Below are 20,122 nucleotides of genomic sequence, written 5' to 3' on the forward strand. Positions count from 1 at the left end.
GGCCGCTTTCCGCAGGTCAGCGCCCGTGCACGTTTCGTGCCGCTATGGCGGCACAACACGCTCACGGCACCTGACCAGCGGAAACAGAGCTGACGGTCGGCAGCGCGTTCACAGCGTGGCTGTGCGTGATGTTGTCGGGCGGGTCCGCCATCATTTGAGCTGCCACTACGACTACCGGACGGAGCTCATGTGGGTACCGGCGTCCTGATCACCATCGTCGTCGTGCTGACGCTGTTGGTCGCGGCAGCGCTGATGCTGATCTGGCGGCTGTACACGGACAGTGCACGCCGAGCCGACGAGGCGCTGCGCATGGTCGAGGCCGAGCGCGCCCGCACCGCCGAGCAGCAGGCCGCGCTGCGGCGCTACGAAGTCGCGTTCGCCTCCATCACCGGCCGCGGCGAGCTCGGCGAGCAGGTGCTCGTGGAGACCGCGCGGTCGCTGGGGCTGCGCGAAGGCATCCACTTCACGCTGCAGACCGACCTCGCCGGCGGCGGCTCCGCGCGCCCCGACATGGTGCTGTCCGTGGGCGGCGGGCGCCAGGTCCCGGTGGACGCCAAGGCGAGCCTCGCGGTGTGGGCCGAGGCGATGGAGACCGACGACCCCGAAGAACGCACCGACGCCCTGCGGGTGCACGTCCGCAACATCCGCTCCCGCGCCACCGAACTCGCGGGCAAGGGCTACCAGAAGTGGGCCGACGCGATCTACGGCTCGATCATGTTCGTGCCGTCCGACGCCGCCGTGATCGCCGCCCTCGACACCGATCCGCAGCTGCTCACCTGGCTGCTGGGCAAGCGGGTCTTCCTCTGCGGGCCAACGGGTTTCGCGGTGCTGGCGTCGGCGTCGATGTTCGCCGCGACAGAACGCACGATCGCCGAGGACATCGAGCAGGTGCGCGCCCACTCGGTCCGCGCCCAGCGCGCGGCGTCCAACGCGGTGGAAGCGGTGAACCTCTCCAGCACGCACCTGCAGCGCTTCGTCTCGGCCCGCCGCCGCGAGCTCGATGCGCTGGAATCGTTCCGCAGCACGGTCCAGCCGCTGGCCGAAGCCGCGGGCTCCGGCGACGTCGGAACCATCCGCCACGACGAAGACGGCCTGGTCAACGGCTCGCTCCCAGCGCGGGAAGGGCTCGATGCGGCGCAGCCGCTCGTCCGGGATCGGGAGACCGAGCGCTTCTGAGCGCGCACCCCGGCGCATCTTCGACCTGGAGCTGGATCGAACTCCCGAAGCACCCATCACCGCAGGTGCGGGCACAAGTCACCGCTCGGCCGCATACGAGCCCCGGGAGGAGCCGTCCGATCTCAGGGCCCGTTCCAGAAGGGCTCCGCCCGGCTGATCCCGTAGGTGCCCGGCGCCTGACAGGTGGCGCGCGAACTCAGCCCAGGCGGCCACGTCCCACGCGTGCCCGCACACCAACCTGACCGGGCCCGCCGGAACAGGAGCTCCGCTGTGCGGAAGGGCCGGTCAGACGTGGGTCTCGACGAAGGCCGCGACCGTGTCGACGATCAGCGTGTTGTGCGGGCCCCGGCCGAAGCCGTGGTCCAGGCCCTCGTACGGGTGCATCTCCGCCGTGACGCCCAGCTTGCGCAGGTCCCGCGCGAAGTCGAGGCTCTGGTCGAGCGGGACCAGCGAATCCGCCGTGCCCTGCTGGATCAGGAACGGCGGCTCGTCCCCGGAGATGTTCTTGATCGGGCTCGCCGACTCGGCCCGCGCCGGGCACTCCACCGGCATGCAGCCGAGCAGCTGCTTGATCACCCGCCGCGCGTACTCCTGCATCTGCGGATGCGCCGCCTCGGCCTCGGCGCTCATGTCGGTCGGCCCGAACCAGTCCACCACCGCCCGGACGCCGGTCAGCCCGCCGCCCGGCTTGTCCGGGTCCCCGGTCAGCGCGCCCAGCTGCGACACCAGGTGGCCGCCGGCCGAGGAACCCCACAGCCCGACCCGGTCGGCGTCCAGCTGCCACTCCCCGGCCCGCCCCTGCAGCCAGCGCACGGCATCCGCCACGTCGACCACCTGCGCCGGGTACTGCGCCGCCCCGGTCAACCGGTAGTCCACTGTGGCCACCGCGTAGCCGTGTTCCAGCAGGCGCTGCGCCGTCAGCGCCTCCGGCGCGGCGGGATCGGCGTCCAGCGCGCGAACCCCGGCGTCCCAGCCGCCGCCGTGCACGTACACGACCAGCGGGATCGGCGTCTCGCGCTTCGCGGGCAGGAACAGGTCCAGCTTCAACGCGCCGGTGTCGCGCTGCGCGTACACCTGGCCTCGCTGCACGCTGGCCGCGCCGAGGTCGCGGCCGGCGGCGTCGATCCGTGGCGCTTCGTCGGCGTCCGACTCCCGGGAGCAACCGGCCGCGACCAACGTCACCAAGGCGAAACAGGCCGCCAGGACACGCCGAGTCACCGCCATCCGCCCCGCGCCTCCCCGATCTCGTGACAGCTCACCCGAATGCCTGAGCTTAACAAGATCAGTGGGGCGTCATTCGGTGATCAGTCACGCTCGTCCGCGGCGCGCTGTTCACCTGCCAGGAAGTGCGCGATCCGCACCGTGGAGTCGTAGAGGTCCCGGTAGTGCCCGAAGTACGCGTCGTAGCGCTCGGTGTGCTCCGGGTTCGGCCGGACGGTGCGCGTCACCGGGTTCCAGTCGTCCGGGGCGACGGCGGTGCCGGTGCCGACGCCAGCGAGCAGCGCGTCGCCGTACGCCGCGCCGACCGTCTCGGCCGGGATCTGCTGCTCCTGGCCGGTGATGTCGGAAACGATCTGCGTCCACAACCCGCCCTGGGTGCCACCGCCGACGGCGACCAGCCGCCGGGCCGTGCCGCCCGCCTCGCCCATCGCGGCCAGATTGTGGCGGACCCCGAAACCGATGCCCTCCAGCGCCGCCCGGTACAGCTCGGCGCGGCCGTGGCTGGTGGTCAGCCCGGCCAGGATGCCGCGCGCGTCCGGGTCGAAGATCGGCGTCCGCTCACCGGCGAAGTACGGCAGCAGCAACAACCCGCGGCTGCCCGCGGGCACCTTGCTCGCTTCCTCCACGAGCTGGGCGAAATCGCCGTCGACGAGGCCGCGCAGCCATTGCGTCACCGCGCCCGACGTCGCCATCCCGGCGGCCAGCGTGTACGTGTCGGGGAACGCCCCGCAGGTGCCCCAAAGCGCCTGGTGCGGCTGCAGATCGGTGAGCACCTGGACGAAGAACATCGTGGTGCCGTACATCAGCATCACGTCGCCCGGCTCCCGCACGCCGACGCTGGTGGCCTCGGCCCAGGCGTCTACGGTGCCCGCGGTGACCGGCAGCCCTTCCGGCAGCCCGGTCTCGGCCGCCGCCTGCGCGGTGACCCGCCCGACGACCTCGGTCGGCCACGCCAGCTCCGGCAGCGGCAGCCCCGGCGCGACCCGCTGGGCCCAGTCCGCCGACCAGTCGCGGGCCCGCAGGTCGTAGAGCGGATCGCACTGGCTGGCCGAGTGGTGGTCGAGCACGTACCGGCCGGTCAGCCGGTGCACCAGGTAGGAGCTGCACATCAGCAGCATCTCGGTGCGCTCGTAGACCTCCGGCTCGTGCTTGGCCAGCCAGCGGATCTTCGGCCCGACGGCCTGGCTGGACAGCGCCGAGCCGCCCCGGCGCAGGATCTCGTCCGCGCCGAACTCCTCGGTGAGCTCCGCGATCTCCTCGGTCGCGCGGGTGTCCACGCCGTAGAGGATGGCCGGCCGCAGGGGTTTCCCGTCGCCGTCGGCGGGCAGCAGGACGGGGCCGATCCCGCTGACGCCGAGACCGGCGATCTCCCGGCCTTCGGCGGCGGGAACCAGCTCCCGGGCCAGTTCCAGGAAGTCCGCCCACCACACCGATTCCGCGTCGTGCTCCACCCAGCCCGGATGCGGGTGGGAGGTCTCGTGCGGCCGGCTGGCGCGGGCGATGATGCGCCCGTCGGTGGCGACCAGCACCCCCTTGGAACTCGCCGTGCCGATGTCGATCCCGAGCAACACCTTCTCGGCCACCTGCGCGATCCTCCTCGTCAACTCGCACGCCTGGAACACCGGAGACCCCCGACCGCACCGCCCCCGGGCCGTCCCACCCCGGTGCGGTACGCAATTTCAATGGAAATCGAACCTCCGATTTCCATTGAGATTGCGGGAGTTGTCCACAACCTCCGGCGTGTCGTGGTCCGACACCCCGGAGGCCCGCGGTTTCAACTGAAACTGCGCCGGAAGGGGATGTTGTCAGCCCCGGGTCCACTCGTCGAGGCGGACGTCCAGCTGATCCGCCACGGCGCGCAGGGCCGCCCGGTGGTCGCCGGGCACCGCGTGGATGTGGTTCGCGCCGAACTTCGACAGGAACACCTCGCCCGGCGCGTCCAGCCGCGCGAACGCGTGCGGCCACTCCGGCGTCGACTGGTTCACCAGCGCCTGGTTGGTCTCGTCGTCGTACGCCTCGAACTCGCCGAGCATCAGCTGCAGGCGGTACTCGCCGTCCTCGCGGGTCAACCGGCCCAGCGTCATCTGCCCCGGGGCCGCGATGTGCTGCACCGACGCGCCACCGGCCGGGAAGAAGAACACCTCCGGGTAGAAGTTGACCTTCGCCAGGTTCTCCGCCGGGTCGTCGCTGCGGGCGGCGTACCAGGTGGCGTGCTGGCCGGAGTTGCACAGGTCCCAGATGTCCCGGTCGGCGTGGTAGTGCCGCACGTCGGCGAACAGCACCGGGGTGCCTGCCAAGGCCTTGAACAGCTGCATGGTCAGCGCGCCGTCCATGTCTGCCTCGGTGGCGCACACGTGCGGCTCCTTCGGCCCGTTCCAGTCGTACGGGTCGTTCAGGAACGCCTCGGTGACGTCCATGGTCGCGAAGTTCTCGGTCAGCTCCGGCTGCGCCTTGATGCCGGAGAAGTCCAGGTTGCGCTCCGCGATGATGTCCCGGATCGCCTGGTAGGAGCGGATCTGCCGCTCCAGCAGCTCCGGCGTCAGCTTCTTGCCGTCGTAGTGCACGCCCGCCGCGTGCTGCTCGATCCACTCACGCGCCTTCTTCGCCTCCGCAGCGTCCGCCTTGTCGGCGCGCAGGACCAGCTCGTACTGGTCGATCTCCTCCACGTCGATGCCGAACTTGCGCATCCACTGGTCGGTGTTGGCCACCGCGGTGTTCATGCCCATCGGACGCCCGCCGAACCGGCCGAAGGTCGACCCGCGCAGCGACCGCACCGCCGCGGACGCCTTGGCGTGCACGCCGATCTTCTCGACCAGCTCGGCGTCGTCCGGCGCACCCCAGGCGCGGGTGTGGCGGCGGCCGATCTGGTCCAGCGCGCCGCCCGCGGCGAGCATGCCGACGAGGCCCGGCTCGGTCGGGTCGGTGCTGGCCACCAGCACCAGCGGGCTGCGGGTGGCGTCCGCGGCGAGCATGGTGAAGTGCGGGAACGTCCACACCGAGTAGTAGAAGACGGTGACGTCGACGTCGGCCGCGGCCACCTTGCGCGCCACCGAGGTGGCGAGCACGTTGGTGGCGACCAGGTCGTCGCCCACCACCACGTCGTGCCCGGCGGCTTGCAGCGACCGGACCAGGGAATCCTGTTTGGACCGAATGAAATCCGCGATGCGGGCGTGGACGTGGTCACGACCGTCGGAAATGCTGACGACGCCGATGCGAGCCACAGTTCCTCCCAAGTTCACTGACAGGCGGCGTTGACTGCTGGAGAACCGGCGGCGAGGAGCACGTCGGTGGGCGCCACCGGTGAACTCCCTGCGGATCGCCTGACCGGGAAAGCCCGCCGCTGGAATTGCCGAGAAGACCGGCGAGCAATCGTTTTCTCGGACGCTATTCTGGCATGACACGGGCTGTCAAGGCAGGTAGCCCGCCATCACTCGGCTAGCGGGCACACTAGGAGGAGCCGTGGCGACGATCAGTGATGTGGCAACCCGCGCCGGGGTGTCCACTGCGACCGTTTCACGTGCGCTCAACGGCAAGAGCACCGTCGATCCGGCGCTGGCCGCGCGGGTGCTCGCGGCCGCCGCGGAGCTGGGCTACCGGCCCAACGGCCCGGCCCGCAACCTGCGCAAGCAGGAGACCGCGGTGCTGGCCCTGATCATCTCCGACGTGGAGAACCCGTTCTTCACCGCGATCGCCCGCGGCGTCGAGGACGTGGCGCACGCCGCCGGCTACTCGGTGGTGCTGTGCAACTCCGATGACGAACCGGACAAGGAACGCGAGTACGTCGATGTCGCCCTCCAGGAGCGGGTGGCCGGGGTGCTGCTGTCGCCGACCGGGCGCGGCGACAGCGCCGAGCTGCTCAGCCGCAACAACACGCCGGTGGTGGCGGTGGACCGGCCGCTGCCGAACTCGGCGGGCGACACGGTGCTGGTCGACAGCAGGCTCGCCGCCAAGGAGGCGGCCCTGCACCTGGCGGAGCAGGGCTACCGGCGGATCGGCTGCCTCACCGGCCCCAGCGGCGTGCTGACCGCGGACGACCGGCTCGCCGGCTACCGGGACGGGCTGCGCGCGGCGAAGCTGCCGGCCCCCGCGGCGCTGGTGCGGCGCTCGGAGTTCAAGGCGCCCGGGGCGAAGCAGGCGGCGCGAACGCTGCTGACCCAGGACGATCCGCCGGACGCGATCCTCGTGGCGAACAGCATGATGGCGGTCGGCGTGCTGGAGACGTGCGCCGAACTGGGCCTGCGCCCCGGCCGGGACATCGGCGTGGTCGCCTTCGACGACGCGCCGTGGGCGACGCTGATCGACCCGCCGCTGACGGTCGTCGCCCAGCCCGCCTACGACATGGGCGCGGTCGCCGCCCAGCTGCTGCTGGACCGGATCAGCGGGGAACGCGCCGACATGACCACCACCACCCTGTCCGCGCACCTGGTCACCCGGGGCAGCAGCACCCGCCCGTGACGCAGGAAGGACGAACGGCCCATTCGCCTCGCCAGGAGGTGAACGGGCCGTTCGCCCGGTCCGGGGCTCAGCCGTTGCGCTGGTGCTGGCGGATGGCCTCGTCCATCACCTGCTGGACGTCCGCCGGCCGTTCGCCGTCGTCCTGGCCGGTGGTCTCCGGGGTGCCCACCTCCGGAGTCCCGGGTTCCGGCGGGGCGGTCGACGACGGCGGGGTGCTGGTCTCCGGCGGCGACGACGGGGCAGGCGGCTGCGTCTCCGGCGGCCGGGCGGGCGCCGGCGGTGCGATCGGCAGCTGGCGACCCGGCACGCGGCCGCCGTACCAGTACGTCGTCGAGCTGTAATCGCCCGGCTCGTCGTTGACCGGCCCGTGCTCGATCCCCGCCCGCAGGCCGGTGCGGAACGGCACCGCGTCGTTGACCATGATCCGGTAGGCGCCGGTGCAGTCGAACCGGCAGCCGTCGGCGCCGATCTCGTGCGACGGGTTGCCGACGTGCGGCATCGTGAACGTGGTGCCGTCCCGGAAGTACCAGCCGGACTCGTAGAAGTCCTCGGTACCGGTGCCGTGCCACGCCGGCTCGGCGGAGCCGTCGACGTAGAACCGCTCGTCGCCCTCCAGGTAGTTGCGCTGGTTCGCGGCGGCGCGCGTGCCGAGGGAGTGCGGTTGGTTGCTGCGCACCGCCGCGCCCGGCGGGATCAGCCCGCGCATGGTGTGCGTGACGCCGTAGAAGGTGCCCGCTCCGCTGGTGTTCAGGAACGTCCAGTCCCTCCCGGGCACGGTGTTCCCCCGCAGGTGGGTGGCGTGGAAGTACCCGGTGTTGCCGCCCACCTCCGCCGGGGCGCTGGTGACCTCGGCGGTCGCGCCGGTGATCGGGATCCCGCCGCCGTTGACCACCTCGACCACCGCGTTCTGCGCGAACGGCATCGGCCACCAGGACGTGTACCAGCCGTCCAGCCCCGGGTCGACCGAGGTCATCAGGCTGCGCACGTCGTACTCGCCGAGCCCGGTGCCGAAGAACTCGCCGATCGGCGCGTCCACAGTGGTCTGCCCGTCGAAGGTGATGCGGATCCGGGCGGTGGACAGCACCTCGTCGGAGGCCGCGACCTGGCCGGGATCGTTGGGGTAGCGGGCGATGAGCTTGGACCGGGCGAAGACCTCGTTGTCGATGCGGTAGCCGTGCGCGCTCTGCTCGCCGGGGTGGTCCGGCCCGAGGTCGAGCACGTCGGTGCGCACCCACTCGCCGCCCACCTTGCTGTGCACGTCGTAGCGGAACTCGTTGACGTCCAGGGCGGACGACACGAAGCGGCTGGAGACCTGCACCTCGGACTTGCCCGCGGTCAGCTCGGCGGGCACCTCGAGGAACTCCACGCCCCACTGGCCGGGCCGCGCCGGGCCGCCGCGCCACTGCCCGACCGGCCTGCCGTCCACGAACACGTCGGCGACCTGGTCGGCGATCTGCGCGTCGTACCGCCGGATCAGCCGGATGCCCTGGTTGTTCGGGTCCACGCGCATGGTGAACCGGCTGCCGCCGGCCTGCCCGAAGGCGTAGCCGTCGTCGACCGCCTGCGGGCTGCCCACCACCTGCGGCAGCCGCACGCGGAGCTGGGAGATCTGCTGCGGCCCGGTCAGCCGGGCGATCGTGGTCGAGGAACCCGGCGTCAGGTCGAAGTCCTTGCGGGTCGGGGTGGCGCCGGAGGCGGCGGGCTTCGGGTCGGCGACGCCGAAGCGGCGCAACCGGTCGAGCACGTCCCCGGCGGAATCGTGCGGGTTGAAGGTCTGCACGCCGTCCGCGTTGGGGAACGCCCGGTAGGAGACGTGGTAGAAGTACGGGTTGTGCTGCACGGTCACCCGCATCGACTTGCGGTACGGCATCGGCACCTTGATGAAGACGCCACCGGCGGCGTCTCCGGCGCCGGCCACCAGCGGCCACGAGAACGGCGCGCCCACCCGCCCGTTGACCACGTCGACCAGCGGCGCGTTCAGGATCACCCGGCCGTCGAGTTCGATCACGATGTTGCCGGTCGCCGTGACGTCGCCCCAGGGTTCGCGGGTTGACCAGATCGAGGTGATCTCCCCCGCGCCGTCGTGCTCGGCGATCACGCACCCGCGGTCGGTGATCCGCAGGCAGGAGTAGGTCCCCCGGAATCCGTCGTTGTTCCCACCGGTGCGGTCGAAGCTGGAGGCCTGGAACGACTTCTCGTCGCCGCGCAGCTGGGCCGTCGCACCGAGGTTCCGGTACGTGTCCCAGCCGACCGGTCCCCTGGCCGGCGCCGCCTGCTGCGCGTCCGCGCGGACCGGGCCGAATCCGGCGTCCGCGACCACGGCGGCCGCGGCCAGCGATGCGATTCCGAGGTAGGCGCCGAGCCGGCGGGCGCGCCGACGACCATTTCCCGGCGGCGTTGCTGAGCGATCTCTCATCGTGCTCGCCCCTCCCCGCGCGCCACTATCCACTGCGGACGGTGGCGAACGCTGTTTCCGATGGTGGTGCGCGACTGAATGGATTTTCGTCCGGCTCCGGGAGTGAAAGATCACTCTCGCATTGAGCGCAGCGTAAGAAGGAGATCTCCGCGAAGCCAACCGATACGGGCGTGTCGAAGAATCCGCGAAGCGAATTCACTCAATAAGATGGTTGCCGGACCTGCGAGCTCCGACAACCACCATCCAGGTGTATTAGGATTTTCACGAGAAAAGTCTTACCGGCAATGGAATTATTCGGAAATCGCGATCATTCGCAATAGCGCCGGGCATTGCTTCGAGCGCGCAGTCGTGAGTGGCCGCGGCCGCCCCGGCGACCACGGCCACTCACGACGCGGGTGTCAGCTCTGGTTCAGCCGGGCGTAGACCTCGGCTGCGTTCTCCTTGGTGACCAGCTCGGTCTGCAGGGTCTGCGCCTTCTCCACCGGCTGGCAGTCGATCAGCAGCTTCTTGGCCGCTTCCACGGCTTCCGCACCGCCGGTCGGGTACAGGTTGGTCGCCTGCAGCCGGCCGTCCTCGACCGCCTTGATGCCACCGGACGGGATGGGCAGCCCGTCGATGCCGACGAACTTCAGGTCGTTGCGGCCCGCCGCCTGGGCCGCCAGGTACGCGCCCTCGGCCATCGGGTCGTTCTGCGCGTAGACCGCCTTGATGTCGGGGTTCGCCTTGAGCAGCGCGTCCATCTTCTGCTGCCCGACCGACCGCTCCCACTCACCGTCGGCGGTGGCCACGACCTCGATCTGCGAGCCCTGGATGCCTTCCTTGAAGCCCTTTTCCCGCTCCGCGGCCGGGGTCGACCCGGACAGCCCCTTGATCTGCACGATCTTGCCGCCCTCCGGCAGCAGCGTGCTCTTGAAGTACTCGCCCGCCTGCCGGCCGATCTGGACGTTGTCCGCGCCGATGTAGGTGGTGTAGGCGTCGCCGTCGACCTTCCGGTCCAGCACCACGACCGGAATTCCCTTGTTGTAGGCCTTCTTCACCACGTCGGTCAGCGGCGCGGCCTCGTTCGGCGAGATCATCAGCAGGTCGACCTGCTTGGTGAGGAAGTTCTCCACGTCGCTGATCTGCTTGGAGTTGTCCTTGGCCGCGTCGGAGAACTGCACCTCGAACTGCGGCACCTTCTCGGCCGCCTTGCGGATGTCGTCGTCCATCCGGACCCGGTACGGCTCGGCGAGGTTGGCCTGGCTCATGCCGATGGTGTACTTCTCGTTCGGCCCCTTGCAGTGCTGGGTCGGGTCCTGCGCCTGCACCTTCCCGGTGTTCTCGCTGGTCGTCCCGCAACCGGCGGCGGCGAGCGCGGCCGCGGCGCACGTGACTGCGATCAAGGACTTCGTTGTCTTGCGCATCGTGCTTCCTCCCGGACGAGGGGTTTCAGGACGTCGGTCGCAGGCGCTGCAACGCCGCCGCCGCGACGATCACCAGGCCCTTGATCAGCAGTTGCAGGTCGGTGTTGACGCTGTTGAGGCTGAGGATGTTGTTCAGGATGCCGAGCAGCAGCGCACCGGCGATGGTGCCGATCACCGAGCCCCGGCCACCGGCCAGGCTGGTGCCGCCGACCACCACGGCGGCGATTCCGTCGAGTTCGTAAGCGATTCCGTCGTTCGGGCTGCCCGCGTTGAGCTGGCCGGCGTGCACGATCCCGGCCAGCGCGGCGCAGAACCCGGCGATGCCGAAGGCGATGATCTTGACCCGGTTCACCGGCACGCCGGAAAGCCGGGCCGCCTTCTCGTTGCCGCCGATGGCGTAGAGGTGGCGGGAATAGGCGCTGCCGCGCAGGAACAGGATCGCGACGATGGCGACCACCGCGAAGATCAGCGCCGGGATCGGCACCACGCCACCGAAGGTGCGCTCCCCGAGCAGGGAGAACAGCATCGGCGCCTGACCCGGCCCGTCGCCGTAGGAGATCTGCACCGTCTCGCCGCCGGACCACATCCGCGCCAGGCCGCGCGCGATCTGCAGGCCAGCCAGGGTGACGATGAAGGCCTGCACTCCGAGCAACGCGACGGCGGTGCCCTGCAGCAGGCCGAAGACGATGCCAGCGAGCAGCACCAGCGCGACGGTGGCCCAGACGCCGTAGCCGTCCTCGACCATCAGCACGGCCGAACCCACCGCCGCCAACCCGAGCACCGAGCCGACCGACAGGTCGATGCCGCCGATCAGGATCACGAAGGTCAGCCCGATCGCGATGATCCCGATCTCGGACACCGCGCGCACGATGTTGAACAGGTTGTCGCTGGTCAGGAACAGGATCTGCCCGTCGTTGCGGGGCGAGAAGACCACCGCCGCCAGGAACACCGCGACCAGGCCGAAGAAGCTCTGGAACCGGAACAGCGTGGCCACGACGCTCGTCCGCCGCGGCGCGACGGATTCCGCGGGCCGTTCCTCCGTCTGGTTGCTCACCGCGCTCCTCCCCCAGTGCTCTGCCGCCCGGTGCCGACGACCGGCCCGGCTCCGCCGGCCACCACGCCCTCGCCCATGGCGGCCGCCAGCAATTCCGCTTCGCCGACCTCGGCGGTGTCGAACTCGGCCACGCTGCGGCCGGCGCGCAGCACCACCACCCGGTGGCACACGCCGACCAGCTCCGGCAGCTCCGAGGACGCCAGCAGCACCCCGATGCCGCGTCCCGCGATCTCGCCGAGCAGCTGGTAGATCTCCGACTTCGCGCCGATGTCCACGCCCCGGGTCGGGTCGTCCAGCAGCAGCAACCGCGGCTCCGTCAGCAACATCCGGCCGAAGACGACCTTCTGCTGATTTCCACCGGAAAGGGTGCCGACCGGGTCGAGGATCCGGCCGAGCTTGATCTTGAGCTGCTGCACGCTGCGCTCGGTGGCGGACACCTCGGCGCGGCGGCGCACCAGCCCGGCCACGCCGAGCCGGTCCAGCACCGAGAGGACCGTGTTGGCCAGCACCGAATGCTCCAGCACCAGCCCGGAACTCCTGCGGTCCTCCGGCACGAAGGCGATGCCCTCGCGCAACGCGCGGTGCGGACCCCTCGGCCGCACCGGGCGCCCGTCGAGGGACACCTCCCCCTCCCACGTGCCGGAGGACCCCGCACCGAACAGCGATTCCAGCAGTTCGGTGCGACCTGAGCCGAGCAACCCGCACAGCCCGACGATCTCCCCGCGACGCACGGTCAGATCGATGCCGTCGGGTTCCCGGCGACCCACCCGCGGCCGGCGCGGGCGGACGGCGAACCCGGACACCGACAGCAGCTCTTCGCCGACGGCGCCGCTCTCGGCGCGGAACATCGTCTGCACCGAACGGCCCACCATCGCCTCGGCGGCCTGCTCCGCGGTCAGCTTCCGGGCGTCGAACTCCGCGACCTTGCGGCCGTTGCGCAACACGGTGGCGCGGTCGGCGACCCGGCCGATCTCGTCCATCCGGTGCGAGATGTAGACGATGCCGGTGCCGCCGCGGCGCAGCTCGGCGATCACCGCGAACAGCCGCTCGACCTCCGTGCTGGACAGCGCCGACGTCGGCTCGTCCATGATCAGCACCTTCGCGTCCAGCGACAGGGCGCGGGCGATGGTCACCAGCTGCTGCTCGCCGACGCGCAGCTCGCCGACCGGCCGCAGCGGGTCCAGGTCGATGCCGGTGCGGCGCAGCAGCTCGCGGGTGCGCACGGCCATCTTCCGGCGGTCCACCACGCCGAAGCGGTTGCGCAGCTCGCGGCCGAGGTAGAGGTTCTCGGCGACGCTCAGCCCGGGCACCAGGTCGAGCTCCTGGTGGATCATCGCGACCCCGGCGTGCTGCGCGTCGGCCGGCTTGCCGAACTGCACCACCCGGCCTTCGATCGAGATCGACCCAGCGTGATCGACGACGTCGCCGGAGAGCACCTTCATCAGCGTGCTCTTGCCCGCGCCGTTCTCGCCCAGCAGCGCGTGCACCTCGCCGGCGCGGACTTCCAGGTCCACGCCGTCGCACGCGAGCACGCCCCCATAGCGCTTGGTGATGCCGGTCATCTCGACCAGCGGTGGCGCCGTGCTCATAGCACCCCCGTCACGCCGCTCGCGAATCGTGAGAAAACGATTGCCCGGACGCTAAAATGGTCACGCTACCTGTGTCAAGGTTCACACACCCGCCCAAGTGACAGGGCATCCATTCGGCTGCACCGACATCACATGGCGGTCACGTCGGCGGGGGTCGCAGGTAACCCAACGTGCATCAACGCGCAAGTTCCGGAAGAGGGCTCTCGGCCCGGGGTACTGGACCGTTACCGTTGGGACTCGTGACCGCGATCCGCGATAGCCAGAGCGCCCCACCCCCCAGCAGCGGCGCCTCCCAGTGGTCGACGCGCTCCGCATTCGGGGCGAAGGGCGTGCCGCTCTGGGGAGCCGTGCTGCTGGCTGCCGTCCCGACCGCGGTCGGAACAATCCTCGACGTCCTGCTCTGGTCGCAGCCTGACATCCTGTTCAAGGCGTGCTTCTTCGTCGGCTGCGTGCTGGCCGTGCTGCTGGTCAAACGCCGCAGCGTGTTCGGACCGATGGTCCAACCGCCGCTCGTGCTCACCATCGTCATGCCGCTGCTGGTGCTGATCACCGGCAGCGGGATCACCGCGGGCGCCGGCATCACCGCCAAGGCGCTCGCCATCGCGCGACCGCTGATCAGCAGCTTCCCGATCATGGCGGGCGCCACCATCGTCTCCCTTGGCATCGGCCTCGTCCGCATGTTCGTTACCCAGCGGACCCGGCCCCGCCCCGAGATCGCGGACAGCGACGCGGCGACCAAGAAGCGCCGCCCCGTCACGCCGTCGCGCAAGAAGCCGGCCGAAGACGTCAAGAAGCGGCGGCCCGAAGAGCGCGAACGCACCAGGAAACCGCGCGGCGACGACGCAGCGCGCCCGCAGCGAGCCCAAGCGGAGCGCGGGCGGGCCCAGGCCCCCGGGCGGCCGCGCAGCGGCGATGCGCCCGGCCGGGCACGAGGCGACGCGCCCGGCAGGGCGCGCGGAGCCGAGCCGCGGCCGGAGCGCGACGGGCGCGCGGTGCCGCCGCGGCGGGGCGCAGCCCCGCGGCAGGCGCCCGGGCGGCCGCGAGCGGCGGAGCCGCCGCAGGGGGAGCCGCCCCGGCGACCCCGGCGGCCGCGGCGGGACGAGCAGTTCGGGTGAGCCGGGACTGAAAAAGGGGCATCCGCGCAGCGCGGATGCCCCTTTTTCGCTACTCGGTCAGCGGACGCCCTTGGGCTTGTCCGGGTTCTCGTCGAGGTCCTTGCGGAGCTCCCGCGGCAGCGCGAAGCTGATCTTCTCGTTGGCCGTGGTGACCTCGTCCACCTGGTTCCAGCCGCGCTCGGCCAGGTGGTCCAGCACCTGCAGCACCAGCACGTCCGGCACCGACGCACCGCTGGTCACGCCGACCGTGGTGACGCCGTCCAGCCAGGCCTCGTCGATCTGGTTCGCGAAGTCCACGAGGTGCGCGTCGGACGCGCCCGCCTGCAGCGCCACCTCGACCAGGCGCTTGGAGTTCGAGGAGTTCTGCGAGCCGACGACGATCACCAGGTCGCACTCCGGCGCCATCGCCTTCACCGCGTACTGCCGGTTGGAGGTCGCGTAGCAGATGTCGTCGCTCGGCGGCGCCTGCAGACCCGGGAACCGCTCCTTGAGCTGGTCGACCCGCTCCATCGTCTCGTCCACGCTGAGCGTGGTCTGCGACAGCCACACGACCTTGCTCGGGTCGCGGACCTCGACCTTGTCGACGTCCTCCGGCTTGTCGACCAGCTGCACGCGGTCCGGGGCCTCACCTGCGGTGCCCTCGACCTCCTCGTGCCCCTCGTGGCCGATCAGCAGGATGTCGTAGTCCTCGCGGGCGAACCGGTTGACTTCCTTGTGCACCTTGGTGACCAGCGGGCACGTCGCATCGATGGTGCGCAGGTTGCGCTGCGCGGCTTCCGCGTGCACCGCCGGGGACACGCCGTGCGCGGAGAACACCACGAGCGCGCCCTCCGGCACCTCGTCGGTCTCGTCCACGAAGATCACGCCGCGCTCGGACAGCGTTTCCACCACGTGCCGGTTGTGCACGATCTCCTTGCGCACGTAGATCGGCGCGCCATAGGTCTCCAGTGCCTTCTCGACGGTGATCACCGCGCGGTCGACACCTGCGCAGTACCCACGCGGCTTGGCCAGCAGGACCCGCTTGGCCGGCCGGGCGTCCTGGTCAACGAGGTCAGTGGCCTCGGGCGAGGTCGTCATACCGCCAAGGGTACGGACCGCACCCGAGGCGCTCAGCCCCGCAGTCGCCTGCCTGCTCCAGATCACAGTCGTGCGACGAGGCGATGGCTTCGCGGGCCCGAGTGCGGCAGGCTGGGCGCATGTCATCGTTCCCCCTGCCGGTGCGGATCGCCGCCGGGCTCGCCGCCACCGCCGTCGAGCAGGCCCGCCAGCTGCCGGCCACCCTGCTCGGCCTGCCGGTCACCGTGGCCAGCCAGGCGCTGCAGGCGTCGATGCGGGTCCAGCAGCAGATCACCGAGCTGGCGATCAAGGGCGATGAGGCCCTCGCCGGGCTGCGCACCCCGGAGGAGCAGCCCGCCTGGGCGACCTTCGACGAGGACGAACCGACCGAGCCGGCCGTGCTGTCCGAAGACCTGTCGGTGCTGCCCGACTACGATCACCTGACGCTGCCGCAGCTGCGGGGTCGGCTCCGCTCGTTCTCCGAGGCGGAGCTGGCCGAACTGCTGGCCTACGAGCAGCGGCACGGTCAGCGGCCGGAGTTCGTCCGCATGCTCCACAACCGCCTCGACCGCCTGCGCAACCAGTGACCCGAGAAGACCCCGGCAGTCTCGCCTGAGACTGCGGCCCCGGCCCCGCGGCCGGGAAGCACCGAGGAGTGACGCTGAGTTCCCCGACCAGTCCCGAGGAGCCGTGGCCGGTACGGACCGTGGCGCGCAAGATCGCCGACTGGATCAACCGGCTCGGCACGATCTGGGTGGAAGGGCAGATCACCCAGATCTCGCTGCGCCCCGGCGCGGCCACCGCGTTCCTGACGCTGCGCGACCCGTCCGCCGACGTCTCGCTGACGCTCACCTGCGCCGCCGCGATGCTGCGCAAGATGGAGCCGCCGCTGACCGACGGCAGCCGGGTCGTGGTGCACGGCGAGCCGACGTTCTTCGTCGGCCGGGGCACGCTGAGCCTGCGGGTCGACGAGATCCGCGCGGTCGGCATCGGCGAACTGCTGGCGCGCATCGAACGGCTCCGCCAGCTGCTGAAGGCCGAGGGCCTGTTCGACCCGGCGCGCAAGCGGCCGCTGCCGTTCCTGCCGAACCGGGTGGGGCTGATCACCGGCCGCGCCTCGGCCGCCGAGCACGACGTGCTGACCAACGCGCAGCTGCGCTGGCCCGCGGTGCAGTTCGAGGTCCGCAACGTCGCCGTGCAGGGTTCGACCGCGGTGCCGCAGATCCTGACGGCGCTGCAGGAGCTGGACCGGATGCCGGAGGTCGACGTGATCGTGCTGGCGCGCGGCGGCGGCAGCGTCGAAGACCTGCTGCCGTTCTCCGACGAAGCGCTGTGCCGCGCGGTATCCGCCTGCCGCACGCCGGTGGTCAGCGCCATCGGGCACGAGCCGGACTCGCCGCTGGTGGACCACGTCGCCGACGTGCGCTGCTCGACGCCGACCGGCGCGGGCAAGCGGGTGGTGCCGGACGTCGCCGAGGAGACGCAGCGGATCCACCAGTTGCGCGACCGCGCCCGCCGCGCGCTGCACGGATGGGTCGACCGGGAGCGCCGGCTGCTCGACGCGCTGCGCAGCCGCCCGGTGCTGGCCGACCCGATCGGACCGCTGGAACGGCGCGCCGAGCAGGTCGAGCTGATGCGCGACCGCACCCGCCGCGCGATGACCACCGCGCTGAACACCGAGCGACACGCGCTGACCGCGACTCGATCTCGCTTGACGACCTTGGGTCCGGCGGCCACGCTGGCTCGTGGATACGCAATCGTGCAGCGCGTCGAGGACGGCGTGGACGGCGTCCTCCGATCGGTCGAGGAGGCGCCACCGGGAACTCGGCTGCGGGTGCGGGTCGTTGACGGAGCGATCCAGGCAGTCGTACCGGACCGAGCAGGCTGAACAGGACTGAGAACGTGCACCCGAAGCAGGAACCATCGTTCCTCCCCCTGACCGTCGGCGTCGCGAGGTCGGCGACCGACGGCTCGGCGCTGCTGCGGAACGGGGCCGGCGAGGTGCGCCGCTGCGCCGAGGCGGCGGACGCCGCGGCGGTCGGCTGCTGGGCCGCGCTGCTGGGCGGCTGCCAGTCCGCCGAGCGCAAGGACCTGCCGTCGCGCCTGCGCGCGCTCGCCGAGGCCACCTCCGGGTACGTGGGGGCCGGGTGGTGGGCCGCTTCGGCGCACCGACGTAGGGTCGCGGAGGCGCAGTTGCGCATCAACGACGCGGTGCGCGAGGGCGACGGTGCCGAGTTCGCGGAGGCGTTCGTCGGCTACGACCAGGCGATCGCCACCGCGGTGGTGTCCGTGCAGAACAACGTGGAGAGTCCGACCCCGTGACGGCGAACGATCAGCAGGACGAGCACTTCGACCCGGTGGCCGAGCACCCCGAGGTCGCCGAGCTCGGCTACGAGCAGGCCCGCGACCAGCTGGCCGAGGTGGTCAAGCAGCTGGAGGCCGGCGGCCTCTCGCTGGAGGACTCGCTGTCGCTGTGGGAACGGGGCGAAGCCCTGGCGGCGGTCTGCGAACGCCACCTGGCGGGAGCCCGCGAGCGCGTGGAGCGAGCCCTGGCGGCCGTCGAGCAGGACTGACCAAGGCCTTCGCCGCACCCTCCCAGCACGCAGTTTCAATTGAAACTGCACACTTCAGGGCACTTTCCGCCAGTGGACACCACCACAGGGTGCAACAGTTTCAATTGAAACTGCGCTCGGGACTGGGCACGTGCCCGACTGCAGTTTCAATTGAAACTGCAGTCGGTCAGGCTCCGGGCGGGGCGTTGATGGCCGCTTCGGCGAGGGCTCGGAACTCCGTCTCGTCGGCGTTGCCGGTGATCAGCAGCCGGACTCCGTCCCGCTCCGCCACCCAGGCCTGCTCGCCGCGCACGCTGTCGTAGACCACCCACTGCTGCCCCGCGGCGTCGACCGTGCCCCTGGCGTGCGGTGCCTGCCGCGTCTCGCTCTCGACCAGCTCGTCCTCGGTGGCCGTCGACTGCGCCAGGCGCAGGTACCGGCCGCCGCCGGTCAGCCACCCGACCCGCACGACCTGCGCGTGGGAGGCGAGCGTGGTCACGTTCGCCGCGTTGGCCCGCCAGTTCGCGGGCAGGTTCGGTTCGAGGACCGGGAAGTCCACCCGCCCCGCCGCGCGCCGCAGTTCGGCGGGCACGTCGACCGTCGGCACCGGGCCGCCCTGGGTCGACGGGCCGCCCGGGTTGAACGAGCACTGCCCCGTCATCCCGGCGATCCCGAAGGCCACCAGCACCATCGGCAGCAGGGCGAACACCATCGCCGACACGGTCCGGGGCGGACGGGATGCGGGCGGTTGCTGGTTGCGGGGTTCGGCCACGACACCCATGCTCTCACCGGCCGACCAGCGGCCCGCCAGGCGGCCGAGCAGGAGTGGGCTGCCCCACGAGGGAGCTCCGACGGGCCCGCCGATCTGCGAAGATCGGGGGCAACGAGCCTGAGCGCGGGCCTGGATCCCGCCGTCCTCGGGCAGTGAAACCTGAAAACCGCTCACCACCGGGAGGCGCGATGAGCACCGAACGACACCGCGAAGCACCGGACCGCAACCTGGCGATGGAACTGGTCCGCGTGACCGAGGCCGCGGCGATGGCCGCGGGGCGCTGGGTCGGCCGCGGCGACAAGAACGCCGGCGACGGCGCCGCGGTGGACGCGATGCGCAAGCTCATCGGGACCGTGTCCATGCGGGGCGTCGTGGTCATCGGCGAGGGCGAGAAGGACGAAGCCCCGATGCTCTACAACGGCGAGCAGGTCGGCAACGGCGAAGGCCCGGACTGCGACGTCGCGGTCGACCCGATCGACGGGACGACGCTGCTCAGCAAGGGCATGCCGAACGCGCTGGCGGTGCTCGCGGTGTCCGAGCGCGGCACCATGTTCGACCCGTCCGCCGTGTTCTACATGGAGAAGATGGCGGTCGGGCCGGAGGCCGCCGGGGTCGTGGACCTGACCGCCCCGATCTCGGAGAACATCCGCCGGGTCGCCAAGGCCAAGCACATCGACGTCTCCGACGTCACGGTGTGCATCCTGGACCGCCCGCGGCACGAGCAGATCGTCAAGGACGTCCGCGAGGCCGGTGCGCGCATCCAGTTCATCTCCGACGGCGACGTGGCGGGCGCGATCGCGGCCGCTCGGCCGGGCAGCGGCGTCGACATGCTGCTGGGCATCGGCGGCACCCCGGAGGGCATCATCGCCGCCTGCGCGCTGAAGTGCCTCGGCGGCGAGATCCAGACGCGGCTGTGGCCGCGGGACGACGCCGAGCGGGCGAAGCTCCGCGACGCCGGGCACGACGTGAACCAGGTGCTGACCACTTCGGACCTGGTGCGCGGCGACAACATGTTCTTCTGCGCCACCGGCATCACCGACGGCGCGCTGCTCAAGGGCGTGCACTACCGCGCCAACCGGTGCACGACGCAGTCGATCGTGATGCGCTCCAAGTCCGGCACGGTCCGGGTGATCGAGGGCCAGCACAAGCTGTCCAAGCTGCGCGAGTACGCCGACGTCGACCTCGGCGAGAGCGACACCCCGCTGCACGGGCTGCTGCCCTGAGCGGGTGACACCACCGGGAAATTGGCAAAAACTCGCCGATTGCCCGGAATGACGCCGTTTTCCGAGCGGTGACCTGCGGTTTCGACCGCG

17 protein-coding genes are annotated in these 20,122 nt (G+C 71.1%); 8 read left to right on the plus strand and 9 right to left on the minus strand.

The genetic code is table 11. The annotated features are described in order from the left end of the window. Positions 1-189: 189 nt before the first annotated feature. Complete coding sequence (locus AB0H93_RS23210) at positions 190-1,176, plus strand: DNA recombination protein RmuC (protein ID WP_132483106.1); 987 nt, start codon at positions 190-192, stop codon at positions 1,174-1,176. Between the two features lie 285 nt (positions 1,177-1,461). On the opposite strand, the gene AB0H93_RS23215 is transcribed toward AB0H93_RS23210, so the two are convergent. The 3 genes from AB0H93_RS23215 to AB0H93_RS23225 form a co-directional block, all read right to left on the minus strand. After that, a complete protein-coding gene (locus AB0H93_RS23215; RefSeq protein ID WP_358575122.1) occupies positions 1,462-2,400 on the minus strand; it encodes an alpha/beta hydrolase in 939 nt (312 codons plus the stop codon). Between the two features lie 80 nt (positions 2,401-2,480). Next, entirely contained in the window at positions 2,481-3,980 is a 1,500-nt protein-coding gene (locus AB0H93_RS23220) for an FGGY-family carbohydrate kinase (protein ID WP_358575123.1), read from the minus strand. Positions 3,981-4,202: 222 nt separating this feature from the next. Then, positions 4,203-5,618: an L-fucose/L-arabinose isomerase family protein gene (locus AB0H93_RS23225; RefSeq protein ID WP_358575125.1), complete on the minus strand. Its 1,416-nt coding sequence runs from the start codon at positions 5,616-5,618 to the stop codon at positions 4,203-4,205. A gap of 238 nt (positions 5,619-5,856) precedes the next feature. On the opposite strand from AB0H93_RS23225, the gene AB0H93_RS23230 reads away from it, so the two are divergent. After that, complete coding sequence (locus AB0H93_RS23230) at positions 5,857-6,852, plus strand: LacI family DNA-binding transcriptional regulator (RefSeq protein ID WP_358575126.1); 996 nt, start codon at positions 5,857-5,859, stop codon at positions 6,850-6,852. Positions 6,853-6,919: 67 nt separating this feature from the next. Here AB0H93_RS23230 and AB0H93_RS23235 read toward each other — a convergent pair whose 3' ends face one another. From AB0H93_RS23235 to AB0H93_RS23250, 4 genes are all read right to left on the minus strand, one after another. Beyond that, positions 6,920-9,268, minus strand: coding sequence for a DUF2961 domain-containing protein (locus AB0H93_RS23235; protein WP_358575127.1), 2,349 nt, complete (start codon positions 9,266-9,268; stop codon positions 6,920-6,922). A 398-nt stretch (positions 9,269-9,666) separates the two neighbouring features. Then, positions 9,667-10,671, minus strand: a complete 1,005-nt coding sequence (locus AB0H93_RS23240) for a substrate-binding domain-containing protein (RefSeq protein WP_358575129.1) — start codon at positions 10,669-10,671, stop codon at positions 9,667-9,669. A 25-nt stretch (positions 10,672-10,696) separates the two neighbouring features. Further along, entirely contained in the window at positions 10,697-11,725 is a 1,029-nt protein-coding gene (locus AB0H93_RS23245; protein ID WP_358575130.1) for an ABC transporter permease, read from the minus strand. Next, positions 11,722-13,314 carry a sugar ABC transporter ATP-binding protein gene (locus AB0H93_RS23250; protein WP_358575131.1) on the minus strand — a complete coding sequence of 531 codons (1,593 nt, stop codon included), beginning with the start codon at positions 13,312-13,314 and terminating at the stop codon, positions 11,722-11,724. The genes AB0H93_RS23245 and AB0H93_RS23250 overlap by 4 nt, the downstream gene beginning before the upstream one ends. Before the next feature lie 239 nt (positions 13,315-13,553). On the opposite strand from AB0H93_RS23250, the gene AB0H93_RS23255 reads away from it, so the two are divergent. Beyond that, a complete protein-coding gene (locus AB0H93_RS23255) occupies positions 13,554-14,429 on the plus strand; it encodes a DUF6542 domain-containing protein (protein WP_358575132.1) in 876 nt (291 codons plus the stop codon). Between the two features lie 57 nt (positions 14,430-14,486). On the opposite strand, the gene AB0H93_RS23260 is transcribed toward AB0H93_RS23255, so the two are convergent. Further along, on the minus strand, positions 14,487-15,506 hold the full coding sequence (locus AB0H93_RS23260) for a 4-hydroxy-3-methylbut-2-enyl diphosphate reductase (RefSeq protein ID WP_358575133.1): 1,020 nt from the start codon (positions 15,504-15,506) through the stop codon (positions 14,487-14,489). 119 nt (positions 15,507-15,625) lie between these two features. On the opposite strand from AB0H93_RS23260, the gene AB0H93_RS23265 reads away from it, so the two are divergent. The 4 genes from AB0H93_RS23265 (at position 15,626) to AB0H93_RS23280 (ending at position 18,058) form a co-directional block, all read left to right on the plus strand. After that, positions 15,626-16,072 carry a lipid droplet-associated protein gene (locus tag AB0H93_RS23265; protein ID WP_358575135.1) on the plus strand — a complete coding sequence of 149 codons (447 nt, stop codon included), beginning with the start codon at positions 15,626-15,628 and terminating at the stop codon, positions 16,070-16,072. A 74-nt stretch (positions 16,073-16,146) separates the two neighbouring features. Continuing rightward, a complete protein-coding gene (gene xseA, locus AB0H93_RS23270) occupies positions 16,147-17,373 on the plus strand; it encodes an exodeoxyribonuclease VII large subunit (protein ID WP_358575253.1) in 1,227 nt (408 codons plus the stop codon). A gap of 14 nt (positions 17,374-17,387) precedes the next feature. Beyond that, entirely contained in the window at positions 17,388-17,807 is a 420-nt protein-coding gene (locus AB0H93_RS23275; RefSeq protein WP_358575137.1) for a hypothetical protein, read from the plus strand. Next, positions 17,804-18,058, plus strand: coding sequence for an exodeoxyribonuclease VII small subunit (locus tag AB0H93_RS23280; RefSeq protein ID WP_358575138.1), 255 nt, complete (start codon positions 17,804-17,806; stop codon positions 18,056-18,058). The genes AB0H93_RS23275 and AB0H93_RS23280 overlap by 4 nt, the downstream gene beginning before the upstream one ends. 166 nt (positions 18,059-18,224) lie before the next feature. Here the strand turns inward: AB0H93_RS23280 and AB0H93_RS23285 are convergent, their stop codons facing one another. Further along, positions 18,225-18,818 carry a DUF4245 domain-containing protein gene (locus AB0H93_RS23285; RefSeq protein ID WP_358575139.1) on the minus strand — a complete coding sequence of 198 codons (594 nt, stop codon included), beginning with the start codon at positions 18,816-18,818 and terminating at the stop codon, positions 18,225-18,227. Between the two features lie 179 nt (positions 18,819-18,997). Between AB0H93_RS23285 and glpX the strand changes: the two genes are divergently transcribed. Further along, on the plus strand, positions 18,998-20,032 hold the full coding sequence (gene glpX / locus AB0H93_RS23290; RefSeq protein WP_358575140.1) for a class II fructose-bisphosphatase: 1,035 nt from the start codon (positions 18,998-19,000) through the stop codon (positions 20,030-20,032). Positions 20,033-20,122: the final 90 nt, after the last annotated feature.

Source organism: Saccharopolyspora sp. NPDC050642 (assembly GCF_040654735.1).
Classification (GTDB): domain Bacteria; phylum Actinomycetota; class Actinomycetes; order Mycobacteriales; family Pseudonocardiaceae; genus Saccharopolyspora; species Saccharopolyspora elongata.

Coding starts and splice junctions, on each gene's coding strand:
- AB0H93_RS23215 (WP_358575122.1), bottom strand. CDS start 2,400: ATGGCGGTGACTCGGCGTGTCCTGGCGGCCTGTTTCGCCTTGGTGACG.
- AB0H93_RS23235 (WP_358575127.1), bottom strand. CDS start 9,268: ATGAGAGATCGCTCAGCAACGCCGCCGGGAAATGGTCGTCGGCGCGCC.
- AB0H93_RS23240 (WP_358575129.1), bottom strand. CDS start 10,671: ATGCGCAAGACAACGAAGTCCTTGATCGCAGTCACGTGCGCCGCGGCC.
- AB0H93_RS23250 (WP_358575131.1), bottom strand. CDS start 13,314: ATGAGCACGGCGCCACCGCTGGTCGAGATGACCGGCATCACCAAGCGC.
- AB0H93_RS23260 (WP_358575133.1), bottom strand. CDS start 15,506: ATGACGACCTCGCCCGAGGCCACTGACCTCGTTGACCAGGACGCCCGG.
- AB0H93_RS23265 (WP_358575135.1), top strand. CDS start 15,626: ATGTCATCGTTCCCCCTGCCGGTGCGGATCGCCGCCGGGCTCGCCGCC.
- AB0H93_RS23285 (WP_358575139.1), bottom strand. CDS start 18,818: ATGGGTGTCGTGGCCGAACCCCGCAACCAGCAACCGCCCGCATCCCGT.
- glpX (WP_358575140.1), top strand. CDS start 18,998: ATGAGCACCGAACGACACCGCGAAGCACCGGACCGCAACCTGGCGATG.